Annotated in this window: 15 protein-coding genes; 3 read left to right on the top strand and 12 right to left on the bottom strand. The window is 43.6% G+C overall.

Features of this window, described 5'->3' with window-relative positions; translation table 11 throughout:
- Positions 1-213: 213 nt before the first annotated feature.
- Entirely contained in the window at positions 214-2,784 is a 2,571-nt protein-coding gene (gene secA, locus DXA60_RS07750; protein WP_117920734.1) for a preprotein translocase subunit SecA, read from the bottom strand.
- Positions 2,785-3,097: 313 nt separating this feature from the next.
- Here secA and DXA60_RS07740 point away from each other — a divergent pair, with 313 nt between their 5' ends.
- On the top strand, positions 3,098-3,358 hold the full coding sequence (locus tag DXA60_RS07740; RefSeq protein ID WP_117920732.1) for a TIGR03905 family TSCPD domain-containing protein: 261 nt from the start codon (positions 3,098-3,100) through the stop codon (positions 3,356-3,358).
- Positions 3,359-3,487: 129 nt separating this feature from the next.
- Here DXA60_RS07740 and DXA60_RS07735 read toward each other — a convergent pair whose 3' ends face one another.
- The 6 genes from DXA60_RS07735 to DXA60_RS07710 all read right to left on the bottom strand — a co-directional run bounded on the left by DXA60_RS07735 (position 3,488) and on the right by DXA60_RS07710 (position 10,639).
- On the bottom strand, positions 3,488-4,072 hold the full coding sequence (locus DXA60_RS07735) for a dipicolinate synthase subunit B (protein WP_117920731.1): 585 nt from the start codon (positions 4,070-4,072) through the stop codon (positions 3,488-3,490).
- Positions 4,072-4,923 carry a dipicolinate synthase subunit DpsA gene (locus tag DXA60_RS07730; RefSeq protein ID WP_117920730.1) on the bottom strand — a complete coding sequence of 284 codons (852 nt, stop codon included), beginning with the start codon at positions 4,921-4,923 and terminating at the stop codon, positions 4,072-4,074. Before DXA60_RS07730 ends, DXA60_RS07735 begins: the two co-directional genes overlap by 1 nt.
- A 788-nt stretch (positions 4,924-5,711) precedes the next feature.
- A complete protein-coding gene (locus DXA60_RS07725; protein WP_117920729.1) occupies positions 5,712-7,031 on the bottom strand; it encodes an aspartate kinase in 1,320 nt (439 codons plus the stop codon).
- A gap of 193 nt (positions 7,032-7,224) precedes the next feature.
- Positions 7,225-8,049, bottom strand: coding sequence for a metallophosphoesterase family protein (locus DXA60_RS07720; protein WP_117920728.1), 825 nt, complete (start codon positions 8,047-8,049; stop codon positions 7,225-7,227).
- Positions 8,039-8,944 carry a DUF4474 domain-containing protein gene (locus DXA60_RS07715; protein WP_243006814.1) on the bottom strand — a complete coding sequence of 302 codons (906 nt, stop codon included), beginning with the start codon at positions 8,942-8,944 and terminating at the stop codon, positions 8,039-8,041. Before DXA60_RS07715 ends, DXA60_RS07720 begins: the two co-directional genes overlap by 11 nt.
- A gap of 87 nt (positions 8,945-9,031) precedes the next feature.
- A complete protein-coding gene (locus DXA60_RS07710; RefSeq protein WP_117920726.1) occupies positions 9,032-10,639 on the bottom strand; it encodes a mannitol dehydrogenase family protein in 1,608 nt (535 codons plus the stop codon).
- Positions 10,640-10,818: 179 nt separating this feature from the next.
- Here DXA60_RS07710 and DXA60_RS07705 point away from each other — a divergent pair, with 179 nt between their 5' ends.
- A complete protein-coding gene (locus DXA60_RS07705; RefSeq protein WP_006856715.1) occupies positions 10,819-11,694 on the top strand; it encodes a helix-turn-helix transcriptional regulator in 876 nt (291 codons plus the stop codon).
- Positions 11,695-11,697: 3 nt separating this feature from the next.
- Here the strand turns inward: DXA60_RS07705 and DXA60_RS07700 are convergent, their stop codons facing one another.
- The 3 genes from DXA60_RS07700 to DXA60_RS07690 are packed head-to-tail and all read right to left on the bottom strand — an operon-like array spanning position 11,698 to position 14,850.
- Complete coding sequence (locus DXA60_RS07700; RefSeq protein WP_117920725.1) at positions 11,698-12,534, bottom strand: creatininase family protein; 837 nt, start codon at positions 12,532-12,534, stop codon at positions 11,698-11,700.
- A 56-nt stretch (positions 12,535-12,590) separates the two neighbouring features.
- Entirely contained in the window at positions 12,591-13,460 is an 870-nt protein-coding gene (locus DXA60_RS07695) for an amidohydrolase family protein (protein WP_117920724.1), read from the bottom strand.
- 16 nt (positions 13,461-13,476) lie between these two features.
- The gene (locus DXA60_RS07690; RefSeq protein WP_186900052.1) at positions 13,477-14,850 is read right to left on the bottom strand and encodes an MFS transporter; all 1,374 of its coding nucleotides are present in this window, start codon (positions 14,848-14,850) and stop codon (positions 13,477-13,479) included.
- Between the two features lie 200 nt (positions 14,851-15,050).
- On the opposite strand from DXA60_RS07690, the gene DXA60_RS07685 reads away from it, so the two are divergent.
- Positions 15,051-16,022, top strand: a complete 972-nt coding sequence (locus DXA60_RS07685) for an AraC family transcriptional regulator (RefSeq protein ID WP_241070865.1) — start codon at positions 15,051-15,053, stop codon at positions 16,020-16,022.
- A gap of 164 nt (positions 16,023-16,186) precedes the next feature.
- Here DXA60_RS07685 and uxuA read toward each other — a convergent pair whose 3' ends face one another.
- Together uxuA and DXA60_RS07675 are read right to left on the bottom strand one after the other, a co-directional pair.
- Entirely contained in the window at positions 16,187-17,266 is a 1,080-nt protein-coding gene (gene uxuA, locus DXA60_RS07680; protein ID WP_334294387.1) for a mannonate dehydratase, read from the bottom strand.
- Positions 17,267-17,549: 283 nt separating this feature from the next.
- Positions 17,550-18,380, bottom strand: coding sequence for a LysM peptidoglycan-binding domain-containing protein (locus DXA60_RS07675; protein ID WP_117920720.1), 831 nt, complete (start codon positions 18,378-18,380; stop codon positions 17,550-17,552).
- Positions 18,381-18,438: the final 58 nt, after the last annotated feature.

The following is an 18,438-nucleotide window of genomic DNA, read 5'->3' as shown; positions in this document are numbered from 1 at the left end:
TTCTTATTTTCGTACAACGGAACCAAAATTACTCCGGCTTTGCGCAAGATGCCACTCACAAACCTACGAAACACCATTTAGGTGGGCGACGCATGCCTCAGCAAACCACAATTTAGCGCCCCCCGTCTGCTAAGCAGCTCATCCTATAAAGTAAAAAGCGCCACATCTATGAATCACTCCATAAACATGACGCTTTTTTATTATTTTTTAATTTTATGCCATTCTTCCACAGCACTGTTTGTATTTTTTACCGGAACCACATGGGCACGGATCATTTGGATATACTTTAGCAGCCGCACGTTTCTTTGGTGTATTGGTTGCCGTTTCATCCTTATTAGTACCGGTTACTTTCGCAACCTGCTCGCGCTCTACCTTCTGCTCGATCTTGACATGGTACAGCAGACGGACTGTATCTTCCTGAATGTTGGCGATCATATCGTCAAACATATCAAATCCTGCCATCTTGTATTCAACCAGCGGATCTCTCTGTCCGTATGCCTGTAAGCCGATACCCTGACGAAGCTGATCCATATCATCAATATGATCCATCCACTTGCGGTCGATGACTTTCAACAGTACTACACGCTCTAATTCACGGAACTGCTCCGGCTCCGGGAATTCTGTCTCTTTTGCCTCATACAGTTTCACTGCACGCTCTTTTAAGAGATGTTTTAATTCTTTGTTGTTCTTAACACTGTCCACATCAGCAGCATTTACAGGCTCTAATGGGATAATATCTGTCAGAAGCTGATTTAACTCGTTTAAATCCCACTCTTCTTTCGGCAGCTCAGAAGAAATGCAGGTATCCACACAGCTCTCAACACGGTCTGTGATCATCTTGAAAATCACATCACGCATGTTCTCTCCGTTTAATACACGCATACGCTCTGCATAAATGATCTCTCTCTGATCGTTCATAACCTGATCATACTCAAGAAGATTCTTACGGATACCAAAGTTGTTACCCTCAATCTTTGTCTGCGCTTTCTCGATCGCAGAGGTTAACATCTTATGTTGGATCTGTTCATTTTCAGGAACACCCAGTGTATTAAAGATATCCATCAGCTTTTCTGAACCGAACAGACGCATCAGATCATCTTCCAGGGAAATGAAGAACTGGGATTCACCCGGATCTCCCTGACGTCCGGAACGTCCACGCAGCTGATTATCAATACGTCTTGACTCATGGCGCTCTGTACCAATAACTTTTAATCCGCCAGCCTCTTTTGCATCATCATCCAGTTTAATATCCGTACCACGACCAGCCATATTTGTAGCGATCGTTACCGCACCGTGCTGTCCTGCTGCGGCTACGATTTCAGCCTCAAGCTCATGGAACTTCGCATTCAAAACAGTATGTGGGATTCCCTCTCTCTTTAACATCGCACTGATCGTCTCAGATACATCGATCGTGATCGTACCAACCAGTACCGGCTGTCCCTTTGCGTGGGCAGCTTTTACTTCCTCGACAACTGCATGATATTTTTCTTTCTTTGTCTTATAAACAGCATCCTGTTTGTCCACACGGATGACCGGTCTGTTGGTCGGGATCTCGATAACATCCATGCCATAGATATCACGGAACTCTTTTTCCTCAGTCAGTGCCGTACCTGTCATACCGGATTTTTTGTCAAATTTATTAAAGAAGTTCTGGAACGTGATCGTTGCAAGAGTCTTGCTCTCACGTTTTACTTTTACATGCTCTTTTGCCTCGATTGCCTGATGCAGACCATCCGAATAACGGCGTCCCGGCATGATACGTCCGGTAAACTCATCAACGATCAGTACCTCATCATCTTTTACAACGTAATCCTGATCGCGGAACATCAGGTTGTGTGCACGCAGCGCAAGAATCACATTGTGCTGGATCTCAAGATTTTCTGCATCTGCAAGGTTACCGATCTTGAAGAACTGCTCAACTTTTTTCACACCCTCCTGTGTCAGGCTGACAACCTTGTCCTTCTCATTGACAAGGAAATCACCTGTTTCTTCCTGCTCGATACCCATAATAGCATCCATCTTGGAATACTCCGGTACATCCTCGCCACGTTTCATCTGCTGTGCTAAGATGTCACAAGCCTCATAAAGACGGGTGGATTTGCCGCTCTGTCCGGAAATGATAAGCGGTGTACGTGCCTCGTCGATCAATACGGAATCGACCTCATCGATGATCGCATAATGAAGACCTCTCTGAACAAGCTGTTCCTTATAAATAACCATGTTGTCTCTCAGATAATCAAATCCGAGCTCATTGTTTGTTACATAGGTGATATCGCAGTTATATGCCTCACGGCGCTCATCATTGGTCATGGAGTTTAAAACTACTCCGACTTTTAAGCCAAGGAACTCATGAACCTGTCCCATCCACTCAGAGTCACGCTTTGCAAGGTAATCGTTAACTGTTACAATGCACACACCCTTGCCCTCTAAGGCGTTCAAGTATGCAGGAAGCGTAGAAACAAGTGTCTTACCTTCACCAGTCTTCATCTCTGCGATACGGCCCTGATGTAAGATAATACCACCAATGATCTGTACACGGTAGTGTTCCATTCCAAGTACACGCTTTGCTGCTTCACGGACAGTTGCATATGCCTCCGGAAGAAGATCATCAAGTGTCTCTCCTTTTTCCAGTCTCTCTTTATATTCTTTCGTCTTGTCTCTTAATTCTTCATCGGACAGCGCTCCCATAGCGTCACGGTATGACTCCACTTTATCAACGAGTGGATAAATTCTTTTTAACTCGCGTTCGCTGTGCGTTCCGAATAACTTTGTAAATGCGCTCATAAAAACTCCTATTCCTGGCTATTTCTCAAATTTGCAAGTCCTTTTACAGGCTAAACCTTGCACAATATTGTCATTGTAACACTTTTCCTGTATTACCACAACCAAAATAGGGGTAAACGTTTTGTGAATTTTTTATTAACGTTAGAAAGAATCCTGTCCGGAGGTTTTTTTTATGTAAGCGGGAATTTCAACGAATTTTCCGCTTACATAAAAAAGTCCTTGCACTGCTGCACACTTGTGTTTATACTCTTACTGAATCGCAGTTTCTGCGACGGCACACAGACTATGATCTATAACAAAGGAGGAATCTGATATGACTTATTCTTATAAAACAAAAGGAACCTGCTCCACACAGATCGACTTAGAACTGGATGGAAATGTTGTCCACAACGTAAAGTTTACCGGTGGATGCAACGGTAATCTGCAGGCAATCCCAAAATTAGTGGAAGGTCTTACCGTTGAACAGGTAGAAGAAAAAATCGGCGGCATCCGCTGTGGCGGACGTCCTACTTCCTGTGGCGACCAGCTTGCAAAAGCATGCCGTGAGGCATTAGAGGCATCCAAAAACGCATAAGACCTCCGATATACCTTTCTGTTATCTGGTATGAATATAAGAGAATGCCACAAACATTCTATAGTCATGAATAAGCTGGCACTTTTATGATGAAACAACTCATAAATGTGCCAGTCTTTTTATACTCTTTTACGGCTCCTGCAGCACCGGCTGGATCTGTCTGCCCTGCAATGCCGCCTCAATTGTTTCCGGAAGCAGTTCCATCTTCGCAACCATGGAATTTGGTTTGCTCTTATAATTATCCTGTCCAAACGGCACAAAATAAATATTTTTCATATTCATCAACATACCGATATTTTTAAAACCTGCTCCAAGGGCATCATTTGTGGAAATCGCAATGACAAGCGGTTTTCCGTTCCGCATATGTGCCTTTGCCGCCATCAGTACCGGTGTATCAATGATTCCTCCGGTCAGTTTTGCTGCGGTATTGCCGGTACAGGGTGCGATCACCATAATATCGAGAAAATTATTCGGTCCGATCGGCTCTGCGGCACAGATAGAGCGTATCCCTTCATTTCCGGTAATCTCACATATTTCTTCCACATATTCTTTTGCACTTCCAAATCTGGTATCACAGGTCTGTGCCTGAAATGAGAAAATCGGGATCACATTTGCTCCCATCCCGCAAAGAAACTCCACCTCTTTTTTCGCTTTTGCAAATGTACAGAAGGAACCTGTGATCCCAAAACCAATATTATATTTATCAAAATCCATCAAATCTTTTCCCCCTGTTTTTGCTGTAAAATAAAACGTTCCACAGAACGCTCTAATATATATGCACTCTCTTTTGGCGCATATTTTCCTGGGATTCCAAGCACATGATCTGCATGGATACCATATTCCCTTGCACAAGCAAAATCCGTGCCGCCCTCCCCCGATGCAATATCCACAATATAAGCATCTCTTGGAAGTTCTTTTATGATCTTTTCTGTGATGACAAGCGCCGGAACCGTATTGACAACCATTGCAGCTCCCATTGCCTCCTCCGGCCCAAATGCAAAATCTACCGCATAGAAACCATCTTCTTTTGCTGCCTTTCGTACTTCCCTCCTTCTTGCAAGCACCGTCACACGCGCTCTGAGTGCTCCTAGTCTTTTCGCGATCGCCTTTCCGCAATATCCGTACCCGGTCACAAGCACTTTTGCCTCATCAATATTATACGGACTTTTTTCCACCAGTTGTGCGATCGTTCCCTCTGCTGTTGCCACGGCATTCTCCTCTGTCACAACTGTATCTTCCATAAAATCCAGAAAATGAATATCTCTTCCTGTTAATAGCGCTCTCTGCTCTTTCGAAAAACATCCTCCCATCACAAGTGTTTTCTTTTGCAGATTTTTATTTAATATATCATAAAAAAGTTCCTGTTCCGGTACCTTCTGCACCGGGATTGGAAGAATCAGTACATCTGCCTTATCCAGAAAACGTTTCAGCTTCTCTAACTGCTGCAATGCCGTCTCACGATTTCTGATATCAAGGCAGCGCACGTTATAACCCTTTTTTGTCAATATCTCAGCAAGATAAACCTGACGCATATCACTGATCAGAAGAATTGTCTGTCCGTCCATGCAAACTCCTTTACGCTCCCTTTACATTATTATATGAACCATTTGTTCCTGCTGTTCCTTGTTGTTTTCTTTCTTCTGTTATTCTTTCTATTTTTATCCAGATATTCATTCCCGCCTTTGTTTCTTTTGTTGTAATATTCTGAATTTTTCTTTATTTTTACGCAATTATTTCTTAGTTTTTATTTTTTTTACTTTTTTTCTATTTTTTTATTGACAAATATATTTTTATCAGATATAATCAAATTACAAAATAACAAAAGAGATAAGAAAAAAACAAAACGATTGCAGAAGAAACAATCAGAAAGGAAGGTACAGACCACCGGAAACATAATGATTTACCTCAAACGATACTAAAAGAAAAGAGGTACAGACCACCAGAAAGATAACAATTTACACCAAACGATACTAAGAAAGAGAGGTACGGACCACCAAAAACGTAAACGCATTCGTTTTTTCATTCAAAAGAGGAAAGAAAACATGACGATCCTAAGAAAGGATTTATGAATCAGTATCAGACAAGATTCTCAGATATGATACGATGTCAGAAGTCATAAGAATAACAGATCCGGATTGAAGAGAAAGCGAAGAAGTACAGACAAATCTGAGACAAGCTCAGAAAAATACAAATGAATCGAGGTAGAGTCCCATGGACGAGATATCTTAGAAGGCGGCATCGCATGAATGAATTCCATACGGTGTCGCCTTCATTGTGTGTCACAGCAGTTCTGGCTTTACGCTGCATATACTCTCCTGCAGCCGGAAATAAAGTTCCGCCGCAGGTTTCTTTTTTATAACTGGGTCACTACAAAAATATCATAGATCGCACGGATCGCATTTTCAAAATCTGCATTGCTGACACCGATGATAATATTCAGTTCAGAAGATCCCTGATCGATCATCTTGACATTGATGTTTGCGTGTGCAAGTGCGGAGAAAATTCTTCCCGCAGTTCCACGGGTAGATTTCATACCACGTCCAACGACTGCTATCAATGCCAGATCTCCCTCTAACTCAATGCTGTCCGGCTTTGCAAGGCGATGGATCGCGGAGATCACGGACTGCTCTTTGCCCTCAAACTCCGGCTGATGAACAAAGATCGTCATTGTATCGATACCGGATGGCATATGCTCAAATGAGATTCCATTTTCCTCAAATGCGGATAATACTTTTCTTCCAAAACCAACTTCGGAGTTCATCATATCTTTATCAATGTTAACGGAGACAAAACCTTTCTTTCCGGCAATACCTGTGATCGTGTATTTTGACTGGTGGCAGGTACTCTCAACAATCCAAGTTCCTGCATCATCCGGTGCATTGGTGTTACGGATGTTGATCGGGATACCGGCTTTGCGGACCGGAAATACCGCATCCTCATGCAGCACACTTGCTCCCATATAGGAAAGCTCTCTTAACTCGCGGTAAGTGATCGTCTTGATCGTTTCCGGATGGTCGATGATTCTTGGATCTGCAACCAGAAAACCGGATACGTCTGTCCAGTTCTCATAGCAGGACGCATGTACAGCCCTTGAAACGATAGATCCGGTAATATCAGAACCGCCTCTTGAAAATGTACGGACACTTCCATCCGGATTAGAACCATAAAATCCAGGAATTACTGCTCGCTCGATCTTTGCAAGACGCTTGCCAAGTACCTTATCCGTTTTTTCTGCATCAAAATTTCCCTCTTTATCAAAGAAAATCACTTCTGCAGCATCTACAAACTCATAGCCAAGGTAATTTGCCATGATGATACCGTTTAAATATTCTCCACGTGAAGCTGCATAATCCACACCGGCTTTATTTTTGAAATTTTCTGCAATTTTCTTAAACTCATCTTCCAATGATAATTTCAGATTCAGACCATTGATAATTGTGTCATAGCGGTCTTTGATCTTCATAAGCGACACACGGAAATCTTCATCTGCCTCCACCAGGTCATAACATGCATATAACATATCGGTAACCTTAGTGTCTTTGGAATTTCTTTTTCCCGGTGCACTCGGAACTACATATCTTCTCTCTTTATCTGCGTTGATAATTTTACCAACCTTTGCAAACTGTTCTGCACTTGCAAGAGAGCTGCCGCCAAATTTCACAACTTTAATCATTTTCTTCTGAACCTCCACTTACTTTCGCGTGTAAGAAAACACCCGATACTATCCATATAATGAATATATATTATCATAAATGCAGTTTCCGTCAAATGATTTTTCCGATTTTTAGTTCCATGGAATCAAAAATTTTTGTATTTTTCTATATTATGTCAACTTTTCATTACCTGTACTTATAAGTACTTTAAATTCAGGTAATACCAACCGGTCCTATCAGCACTTCGCGCGCTACAAAAAGCGACAGATCCGGTCTCGTCGCCATCTTCCATTTCACCAGTGTAAGCTGCATATCTGTGATTTCAATTCCAGTAATGCCATACGGATGCACGCAGCTCCCGGCATTCAGGTACAGACTGCCGTCTGCCGGCAGCCTTGGACGGTGGGAATGTCCGGCCGCCAGATAGCAGTCATGCTCTTTTGTCCAGTTATCTAAACATTTTTCATATTTTAAGGTCTTTTTATAATTCCGCGCCGCACTCGTCGGATCACTGACGCCAAAATGCTCTAACGGTTTCCAGAAATACCGCACCAGAAAACGGGATAATTTCCAGCAGACTGAGTTAAAAAAATCTGCCTGATGCCCGTGGATCATGCAGATATCCCTGCCTCCCTCACAGTTATCTAAGATCATTGCTTCCCCTAACATGCCTTTCATTTCCATATTGTGATTTCCGTAAATGCGGTATATCCGGCACTGTTTCTGCAGTGTTTCAAACCGGCAGTAGACATCCTGATGACTCTCCTCAATGCGGGAAAGATGCCTGTTTTCCCACAATTCCTCCCCGTCACCGAGTTCAAAATAGGTAAAACCATGCGCGATATAGTAGTTTAACGCCGCCATATACAGATGCTGGTTTCTCAAGAAATTATCATTTGCCCCTCCCTCTCCCCGGTGGCAGTCGCTGATGATGATATAACGACTGCAACTGTTAAGCGGAAGATGGACTGCTTCTGAAAGCGCTTTATCGATCCGCATCTGACAGGAAAAGGGCGGATATCTTTTCTTATTTTCCATGCTTCCATCCCCGCATCCGAAACGCATGTTTCAAACACCACGGAAGCTGATAGTATAAAAATAAAAGACGGTCAGGTGTAGCAATAAACGGATGTGTGAACAGACGGTAAAGGAAACAGCAGAAACAGTTCCAAGCCTGCACCATGCAGCGCCAAACGGACGCACAGAATTTGTGTTTCATACAGAAATCCATTCTGACATAAACTTCATTGCGGCAGATCCGGTATTTATTCCCCGGTATTTTTCCTTTCGCCCGCTTTAATCCCTCAAAAAATGCTTCTGCCATGCATTCATTCTGAAACCGTATTGTCGTCACCAATATCAGATCCGATGGTCTCGAAAATGTCCCCATCCCAAATCCGGTCAGCCACCAGTGCCGCTTCTGCAGGAAATAAACTTTTTTCCGCCTGCGGTCTAGCCTGCACTGGATAAACGGCATATCCTGATCTTCCACCGCCTCAAAATGGGCGATCCTGTAATATCGTTCCGGGACGACCTTTCCCGCATGATATACGCCAACCTCTCCTCCGGTATTGATGCCATACTGCCCCTTCCAGAATTCGATCAGCCATGTTTCGCCAGCATAATCAAAATAGATAGGCAGTGCATCAAACACCATGCCTGCTCCCACTGCTGCCCTGTCGTAAAGCGCCTCATACCCCTGTTTTCTCTGCCACGCATCTTCCCTCGACGTGAACACGTCTTCACACGGCACATAACAAAAGCCGAATGGTTCTGCGAGTTCATTCAGAAGCTGAATTTTCTCTGCAGCACACATCCGGCGTATTTTTCTCTTACTTTTTTCTCTTTTTACCGTGATGATCACTGCTGCAATCAGTAAAACAAGCAGGATCACCACAATACATCCAATTTTTATCACATTAAAATCTGGCATTTTTCCCTCCTGCATATTTTTTTCAGGAATTCACATCCTGTACTATAAGATATGCAGGGAAAAATGGTTTGGCATCAGAATCAGCGCCTATACATACTTCTTTAAAGTAGCACGCACTGCGCCCACCCCGGCGATCAGTTCTTTAAAATACTGCACCGTCAGTCCGGCAAGACCGGCCTCATAAAGATCCACACCAAAGATAGTACGGTTTGTCAGCAATGGCCGGATCATTCCTTCCACATCTGTATCACCAAATTTGATACCGGCAACGACCGGACAGACGGTCTCAAGCAGTGGATCCGGGCTTAACTCAAATTTTTCGCCATTATCATCAACTGCCATGAGATACCGAAGCCATCCAGCAAATACCAGTGGGATCAGTTTTAAGTTTTTGATATCCTTATCTTTTGATGCAAGATAATTTTTCACAGTTTCTCCAAAGCGGATCGCAAGTTTCTGTGAAGTATCTGTGGCAATACGCTGTGGTGTATCCGGCATAAACGGATTTGGTATGCGGACATTTAACACGGTATCAATAAACTCTTTCGGATCAAGGATACCCGGATCCACAACGACCGGAAGTCCCTCGGTATATCCGATTCTCTCCACCATTTTCCGAAGCTCTGCATCTTTCATTTCATCGGAGATCTTTGTGTAGCCAAGCAGACAGCCAAACACTGCAAGAGCCGTGTGAAGCGGATTCAAGCAGGTGCAGACTTTCATTTTTTCCACCTTGTCAACGGTTGCGCGGTCGGTAAACATGATGCCGCCCTTTTCCAGCTCCGGGCGTCCGTTCGGGAACCAGTCCTCAATCACTAAATATTCACATTCCTCTGCATTCACAAATGGAGCTACATAGGTGTTTTTGGATGTAACGACCGGATCAAGCCCATCGATCTCATCTTTCTTTAAGATCTCTTCCACGGAAGCATCCGGTCTCGGCGTGATCTTATCGATCATAGACCATGGGAACGAAACCTTTTCCCTTTCATTGATATAGTTTACAAAATCTTTCTCTGCAAGACCGTTTTCTGCCCATTTTTCGGCAAATGTATGGATTGCCGCATATAATTTATCCCCGTTATGGGAGCAGTTGTCCATGGATACCATGGCGATCGGAAGCTGTCCGTTTTTAAAACGTGTGTATAAAAGAGATGCAACTTTTCCGATATAGCTTGCAGGTTTCTCCGGGCCGGCTGCAAAATCGGCAGCGACTGCCGGAAGCAGTTCTCCTTTTCCGTTTACCAGACTGTATCCCTTTTCTGTGATGGTAAAGGATACCATCTGCAAGGACTGTTTGCAGAAAATCTCTTTTAATCTGCCATACTCGCCCTCATTTTCCGAATCGAGGATACAGGACTCCACAACAGAACCGACAACTGTTTTTTCGACGCTTCCATCTGCCTTTAATGTGACAAGAATGGAATAATCATCATGCGGACGGTTCATTTTTTCAATGATCTCATAATCAAAACCTTCCGCTACGATCAGGCCTGTTTCCATTTCCCCTCTGTTTAAGATATTCTGCATTACATTTGCCTGAAATGCACGGAAAATATTTCCTGCACCAAAGTGAATCCAGCACGGATTTTCTCTGGTTGCCTCTGTTACTGCTGCACGGTCAAACTGCGGAAGCTGATATCCCTTTGCTTCCCACTGTGCCCTGTCTTTTAAACCAAGTGTACTTAATTCCATAGCTTTTCCTTTCTCCATTGTTCAACGTTTTTTGATATGTTTATTATAAGTGAATCCCCTTAAGACATCCAATAGAGTTGCTTGTTGTTCACATTGCAAAAATTGCGATTCTGTGGTAAATTTTTTATATCAGATCGTCACTTTTTCCTTATATTTGAAATATTTCAGAGGATTTTACCATGCGCAGACAGTTACAGTCTCCTTTTAATGAACGACAGTATATGCTGTCCAAAGATTTTGAAATTTACTATTATAATGACAACCACTTTTATGGCGTGACAGATCACACTCACGATTACTATGAATTCTATTTTTTTCTGGAGGGAAATGTAACGATCTCCATTGAAAAGGAACATCACCATCTGAAACCGGGGGATATGGTCTTCATTCCCCCTGGTATTCACCACCATGTGTCCAGTGTGGGGGAAACACTTCCCTATCAGCGTTTTGTTTTCTGGATCAGTCAGGATTACTGTCAGAAACTGAAAGAATTATCCAAAGACTATGTTTATCTGATCGAACATGCACAGGATACCCATCATTTTATTTATCACTATGATGTCGTGGCTTTCAATGCGCTTTCCGCAAAGATTTTCCGGCTGATCGAGGAGATCCATGCGGACCGTTTTGGAAAAGCTGCCAAGATCGAGCTCTGCGTGAACGATCTGATGCTCCACATCAACCGGGCTGTCTATGAGGCAGAACATCCTGCAGCCCGCAAAGATGCCTCTGGTCTGTATGACGGCATCCTGCAATACATTGAATCTCATCTGGATGAGGATCTCTCCTTAGACAGCCTCTCCAAAGCTTTTTTTGTGAGCAAATACCATATTTCCCATATTTTTAAGGATAACTTTGGAATATCCGTCCATCAGTATATTACTAAAAAAAGGTTATCCATGTGCAGGGATGCCATTCTCAGCAATGAAAATATCACAAAAATCTACCTGATGTACGGATTCAAAGATTACACCAGTTTTTTTCGTGCATTCAAAAAAGAGTATGGCATCTCACCCAAAGAATATAAGGAACTTTATGCGCAGAAACCGCAGTAGAATCTACCGCTCTGTTTTAGTGTTAGAGGGAACCCATGGGCATTTTTTTGCAACTTCGCTGTTATAATGCTCCAATTCCCTCATCTGTGCTACGATATGGTTCATATCCATGCGCTCCACCAATTTTTCAATGATTTCCACACCCTCTTTTGCAAGTGTTTCCCTCGCTGCTTCATCTGCAATGACCGATGTACTCATGTGGTCTTTTTTCTCGCCAAAATAATAACCGATCGCAGCACTCTGATATGCCAGTCCGAAAATATCCTCAAATCCGGCACAGGACTGCGGCTCGTTATGCGCATACTCCGTTGTGAGCGGCACGTCACTTAATCGGTTCATTTTCTGATAAGCTCCCACTGTAATTGCGTGGAAACTGTCCATTGATGTAAAAATATCCCTTGCATTTTTCATCATCTGCATGGTGAGGTCCATATATAAAATCGGCACTCCGGTCTCATCAAAGAAATCCCGCACCATCGGACTGCATGTCATATGTGCCGGGCCGTGAAAACTGATGTAGATCTGGCGTTTGAATCCCTGGCGCAACAGGCTTTTTGCCACCGCCATCAAATAGTCGATTCCTTCCCGCACACTCACCTGGACGGTTCCCCTGCCGCTTGCCGTTGCGCCTGCGTAAAAATACGGAAGTCCTGTCAATACCAGCCCGTCACACGCCTCTGCCATCTCCAGTGCAAATGCCTCACTGATGGTGGTTTCTGAATCCAGTGGAAATCCCCCGTGCATCTCTACCGTTCCGACCGGTACAATGATAATGTCATTTCTGGAAAGATATTCTTCCACCTCATCATTTAACATTCTAGGTAATATTCTTGTTCTCATATGTTTCCTCCTGTTTTTGAGGGATGTGGTATGTTTTCGGCTCTCCCTCTTTTTTCTTATAAGTGAAATAATTTTTCTGCATTTGTACGGCAGATTTTTTCATAGGCACTCCGGCTGAGTCTTCCTGCGTGTTCCTGCTCATCCAGCCAGTTTCCAAGCGGAAATGTCATTTCACAATTTGCCATATCTGTTCCAAACAGCAACCGGTCCTGATATTTTTCCAGAAAAGCCAGCCCAAATTCTTCGTCACGCATGATTGCACATCCGCCACTGTTTGCGGACAGATCTCCATATAAATTTTCATAGGTTTCAAACAGATATGGCAGTCTGCCGCCGGGACATACAGCTTCCTCTCCCCATTTCATCCGTTCCTTTGGGGTCGCCGGTGCATCTTTTGAAATTTCATGCCAGAATGGCTGACTGTGCCCGATGAACTTTAATCCTTTATAACGCTTTAAATTTTCCTCCAGCAGCGGGAGCCCCGGCCCGTCCACAACCCCATACTGAAAGCCCTCTTTCGGACTCATGTGAAAAAGAACAGGTAATTTTAATTCTTCTGCCACCTCAAATACACTCTGTAAAAATGGAGCATCCAGCCTCTGGTTTACCATCAGTTCCCCGATTCCGACCGCACCGCTCTCTTTACAGGCTAAGATCCGTTTATACACATCTGTCTGGTTTTTTGCATCCACATTGCACATCCAGTGGAACTTCTTGGGGAACTGTTCACAGATGCGTTTACACTCCTCATTTGCTGCAACCAGGATCTGCTCATTTTCCTGTTCGCCGGAAGATAACACGATTCCCTGTTCAATTCCAAGTTCCTCTAAGTGCGGCAGCATCTGTGCCGCACTGGAAAGGAACATGGTATCTGTTTTCGGATACTGCTGTAATGTCAGATGAAGATGAATATCAATTTTTTTCAATCTAATCTCCTCTTTACTATTCACGTCTTTGTTTTAATTCCGCATACATTTCTTTGGTCTGTTCCTTATCCAGATTAAAGATTGCGCCGATACCAATGAGTTCCAGCACACAGGTCAGCACCGGGATCAATGCCACTAACATGTAGATATTGTTTATGGTTGCATCTGACTGCACCACATTATTTCCAGAAATATATCCGATCGCCTGGAGTCCGAAGGAAACACCTGCGGAAGCAATGGTGGAACCGATTTTACGGCTGAACGTATAAAGGGAATACATCGAGCCATCACTTCTCTCATGGAACTTCCACTCACTGTAATCCAGACAGTCTGTGACAAGCGCCCAGATCAGCATGGTAAATACGGTCTGTCCGATCATTGCCAGTACATTCAGTACCGAATAAACATAAACGTTTGGTATTTTTACGGCAAAAATGATTACACTGAGCACGGTACTGCTGATTACGCCAAACATCAATGTCGTTTTCTTTCCAAACTTTGCAACCAGTTTTGGCACAAGCGGGAAACAGATGATAATGATCGGCACACTTGCAAGACTAAGCAGAGTCATTGCAGAGGTATTTCCATAGTACTCTTTGAATACATAACTTCTAATCTGGTTTGAACCGGTGATATAGAGCATACTTCCAATGGTTGCAACCATGACACCGATCAGTGGCCTATTTTTTACGACTGCTTTCAACACATTTCCATAATTGAACTTTTCTGTATTCTGTTTCTTTTCCTCACGCACACGCTCTGTCGTTAAATGTAACAGCAGGCAGTAGCAGACCACACTTAAAATTCCAAAAATAACTGCCAGAAGTGTAAATCTTTCCGGGATAATGTTGCTTTCGCTGTCAAAACAGACTACCGGCACAAAGGATAACGCTGCAATTCCCACAAATGTTCCGCCAAGACTTCTTGCCCTTGAGAGTTTACTCCGGTCAATCGGATCTGTGCTGACCACACTTGCCATCGCACCAAACGGCATGGAAGTTCCGGTATAGCTCATTCCATATAAGACATACACAAAAGCGACCCACGCATGAAGTGCAACACCTTCAAACGGCACTTTGGAAAAACAAAGCACACCTGACAACGCCAGCGGTATCATAAAAATTTTAATCCACGGTTTGAATTTATCTCCTGATTTTCCAAGCATCCAACGGTCCGGAAAAGAACCCATGATCGGGTCATTTACTGCATCCCAGAGTCTCGCTGCAAGGAACAGGGAACCCATCCACGCCGGACTGATTCCCAGCACATAAGTACAAAACGTCAAAAAATATGCGTCTACAAATAAATTGACAAAACTGCCCGCCATATCTCCAAACACATATCCGATCTCATCCCTTTTTGAAAAGGGTCTTACATTTCTTTTATTCATAAATTTTTCTCCTTCTGGTATTTGTACGCGCGCATTGGTTTTGTGTCTGTACATTTCACAAGAACCGATATCCTTATGATACATTTGCTTTATTGCAATTTAAATTGCATTTATACCAAAATACATTGCATATCTTACATTTATTGTGCTACAATATTTGTAGGATTGTATAAATATAACAAATCAGAACAGGAGTTTTTATGAAATATAGCCAAATGAAACGTTTTTTAATGGAACATAAGGATTCGATGAAGCCTCCGTATATTTCCACGCTCGATGGCATCCTGACTGCCGGTGGGGAATTGATCGGATACCAGGAACTGGAAATGGACAGCCCCTATCTGGATGTACATGAGGATACCAGTTACACGAAAGACTATGTAACCCTCCACAGCCACGAGTTTTACGAACTTCTTTTCTGCCGCAGTGGAAACTTGCAATATCTCATTGGAAACACCCGTTACCAGATCCGCAAAAATGATATCATCCTCGTTCCCCCCGGCACCAGCCACCGCCCTTTATTTTTAGAGCAGCTTCGGGAACCCTATCAGAGAACCGTACTCTGGATCAACAACGATTTTTTTGAGACCTGTAAGCAGAACTTCTTTGCGGATGCAGGCTCCTCCCAATATGCACCACAAAAGCAGCTCCCCTATGTCATCCGCCCGGAAGGAACACTCTTAAACCAGATCGACCAGCTTCTGGCTGCACTGTTGTACGAGGGTTCCACCATGCGTCTTGGAAGCGAGCTCTACCGCATGGGGCTTTTTCTGCAGTTGTTCTGTCTGTTTTACCGTATGAACGACCATCCGCAGTCAGACATCCCCAAACCGGAGAATACAGGCCTGTTAGACCAGATTCTCAACTACATTGAATTGCATTTATCCGAAGACCTCAGCCTCGCATCTATTTCAGCGCAGTTTATGGTAAGCCAGTCGACAGTAAGCCAGCTTTTTAAAAAGCAGCTTGACACCGGCTTTTACAAAATCGTTACCCAGCGGAGACTGATCGAATCTAAAAATCTGATCAATTCCGGCATTCCATTGAAAGAAGTTGCCGAACAGTGCGGCTTTTGTGATTATTCTGTTTTTTACAAAGCGTTTGTGAAAGAATATGGCATCTCTCCACGCAGCTTCCGGACCCGTGAAAAAGAAACGCATGATTTTTACTGATGTGGATTCAGGTGTCAAAAGGTAACTTCAGATTTTTTGACTGGCAAATAATGCCCTTTTGATAACCAGAGATAAGCATACAAAAATCCGCGGCATATGCCACGGACTTTTCCATAATACAAGGGACTGCCATACGGCAGTCCCTAATTATGCATATTTTATGCTTATTTATTTTCATCCAGCTTATCGAGCATATCCCACACGCCGAGCATATACATAATACCCAGTGCACGATCGTATAAGCCATAACCCGGACGGACATTGCCCGGCTTTTCATCCCAGAGGTGGCGTCCGTGATCCGGACGGATATAACCCTCAAATCCGCAGTCATGGTATGCTTTTAAAATGTCAAGGATTCCGGTATCACCATCACAGTCACGATGGGAAGCCTCCGAAAAATCTCCATTCGGAAAATGTTTTACATTGCGGATGTGCGCAAACGCAATGCGGTCACAATGCTTGCGGACAATATCTGCCACATTGTTTCCCGGGTCGGCATTCAAAGACCCTGAGCACAGTGTCAGACAGTTGTACGGGCTGTCAACCATCTTTAAGAAACGGTCAATATTTTCCTCGCAGGTCAGAAGACGTGGAAGTCCGAAAATATCCCATGGCGGATCATCCATGTGGATTGCCATTTTGATATCGCATTCTTTACAGGTCGGCATAAGCGCCTCAAGAAAATATTTTAAGTTTTCCCACAATACTTCTTTTGTCACCGGCTTGTAAGCTGCAAAAAGCTCGTCCAGTTTCTCCATACGTTCCGGCTCCCAGCCTGGAAATGTCATTCCATGTAAATTATTTAAAATATAGTCTGCCATTTCCTTCGGATCATCATGGATCTTGCTTGCTTCGTAATAAAGTGCTGTCGAACCATCTCCTACCGGATGAAATAAATCCGTGCGCGTCCAGTCAAAGATCGGCATAAAATTATAGCAGATAACCTTGACACCGAATTTGGAAAGGTTCTTAATTGTCTGGATATAGTTTTCAATATACTGGTCACGGCTCGGAAGTCCGATCTTGATATCATCATGTACATTGACTGATTCCACAACGTCCATATTAAAACCATATGGCTCAAGCTGTTTCTGCACTTCTGCAATCTCTTCTACTGTCCACACTTCTCCCGGCAGTTTATGATGCAGTGCCCACACGATGCTCGTCACACCCGGAATCTGTTTGATATCAGCAAGGCTGATCTTGTCATTGCCCTCGCCATACCAGCGGAAACCCATCTGCATTGGCATATCTTTTTCCCCCTTAATCTTGATAATTGCATTATAGCATGTACATTTTTTTACTGGCAATTCAAGTTAATTGCTGTTTTTATTGCAAATCTTGCGATTCCGTTACTTTTGGCATTTTTCGAATCGTCCGGAATACCCCTGTGTATTTCTGCTGTTCCACCATGCGGTCTGAAAACATACTCTACCGCATGGGGCTTTTTCTGCAGCTGTTCTATCTGCTTTAACGAATGAATGATCCGTTGAATTGCATTTAGCAGAAGGCTTCAATCTATACGTTTTATCTTGCCAGCAGTCCTCTCGCAAAGTAATCCGCCATCGCAAGTGCCTGCTGCTCTACGTCCCGAAACACATCAATGCTCTGCTCATACTCTCCATTGACCTGTTGCTCAATCTCCTCCCTGGTCAGATCCAGATGATTTAACAGCATATTTCTGGTTTCCCTGCTCTCAAAATACGGATTGTGACTGGCAAAAAGAGCTGCCATCTGATTGGCATTGCGGTACCACTCCTTCACCAGTGCATCATAGTCAGACATATTTTTTGCCTTCAATGCCTGAATGATCTGACCGCCGATTTCAATATGTTCGGTCAGAAGATTGCGGAGCTGTCTGGTCGTTGCGATCGGAAGATACCTTGCAAACACATCCGTGATCTCGTCTGCAGTCTCAAGCAGCCGTTCTTCCACCGCCTGCTGGTCTGCATTATCTGCGACTGCACTCATCAGATACATCCTGGTCCAGTAAACATGATTTAACCACGCAAGACGCATATCCTCGTTGAGACGGAGGATGGAATCCTCACGCTCCGATTCGGTCTCGTTGTTACTTCCCGGATTGCCTGTTCCTCCTCCCATGCTTCCGCCTCCCGGATTGCCTGTTCCTCCTCCCATGTTTCCGCCTCCCGGATTCTGCTGAGGCACATATCCCTCTCCCGGGCAGATAAAAAGCTGCATCCCGATCTGGAGATTATATGGATTGACTCCCGGATTTCCAAGAATCAGTTCCGTCACTGTCGTGTGATACTGTCTCGATAATTTATACAGGGAATCGCCTGCCTGTATCGTATGCACAATTTTGTTCTGACAATACATATCTTTATTTCCAACCATAACTTTTTCATATTATGATATGTAAATCGAAAAAAAATGTGAAATACCATCTCTGATA

The sequence above is a fragment of the Roseburia sp. OF03-24 genome (assembly GCF_003463035.1).
GTDB classification, from domain to species: domain Bacteria; phylum Bacillota; class Clostridia; order Lachnospirales; family Lachnospiraceae; genus Roseburia; species Roseburia rectibacter.
Note: the sequence above shows the minus strand (reverse complement) of the source record. Positions and strands in the feature narration are given on the sequence as shown.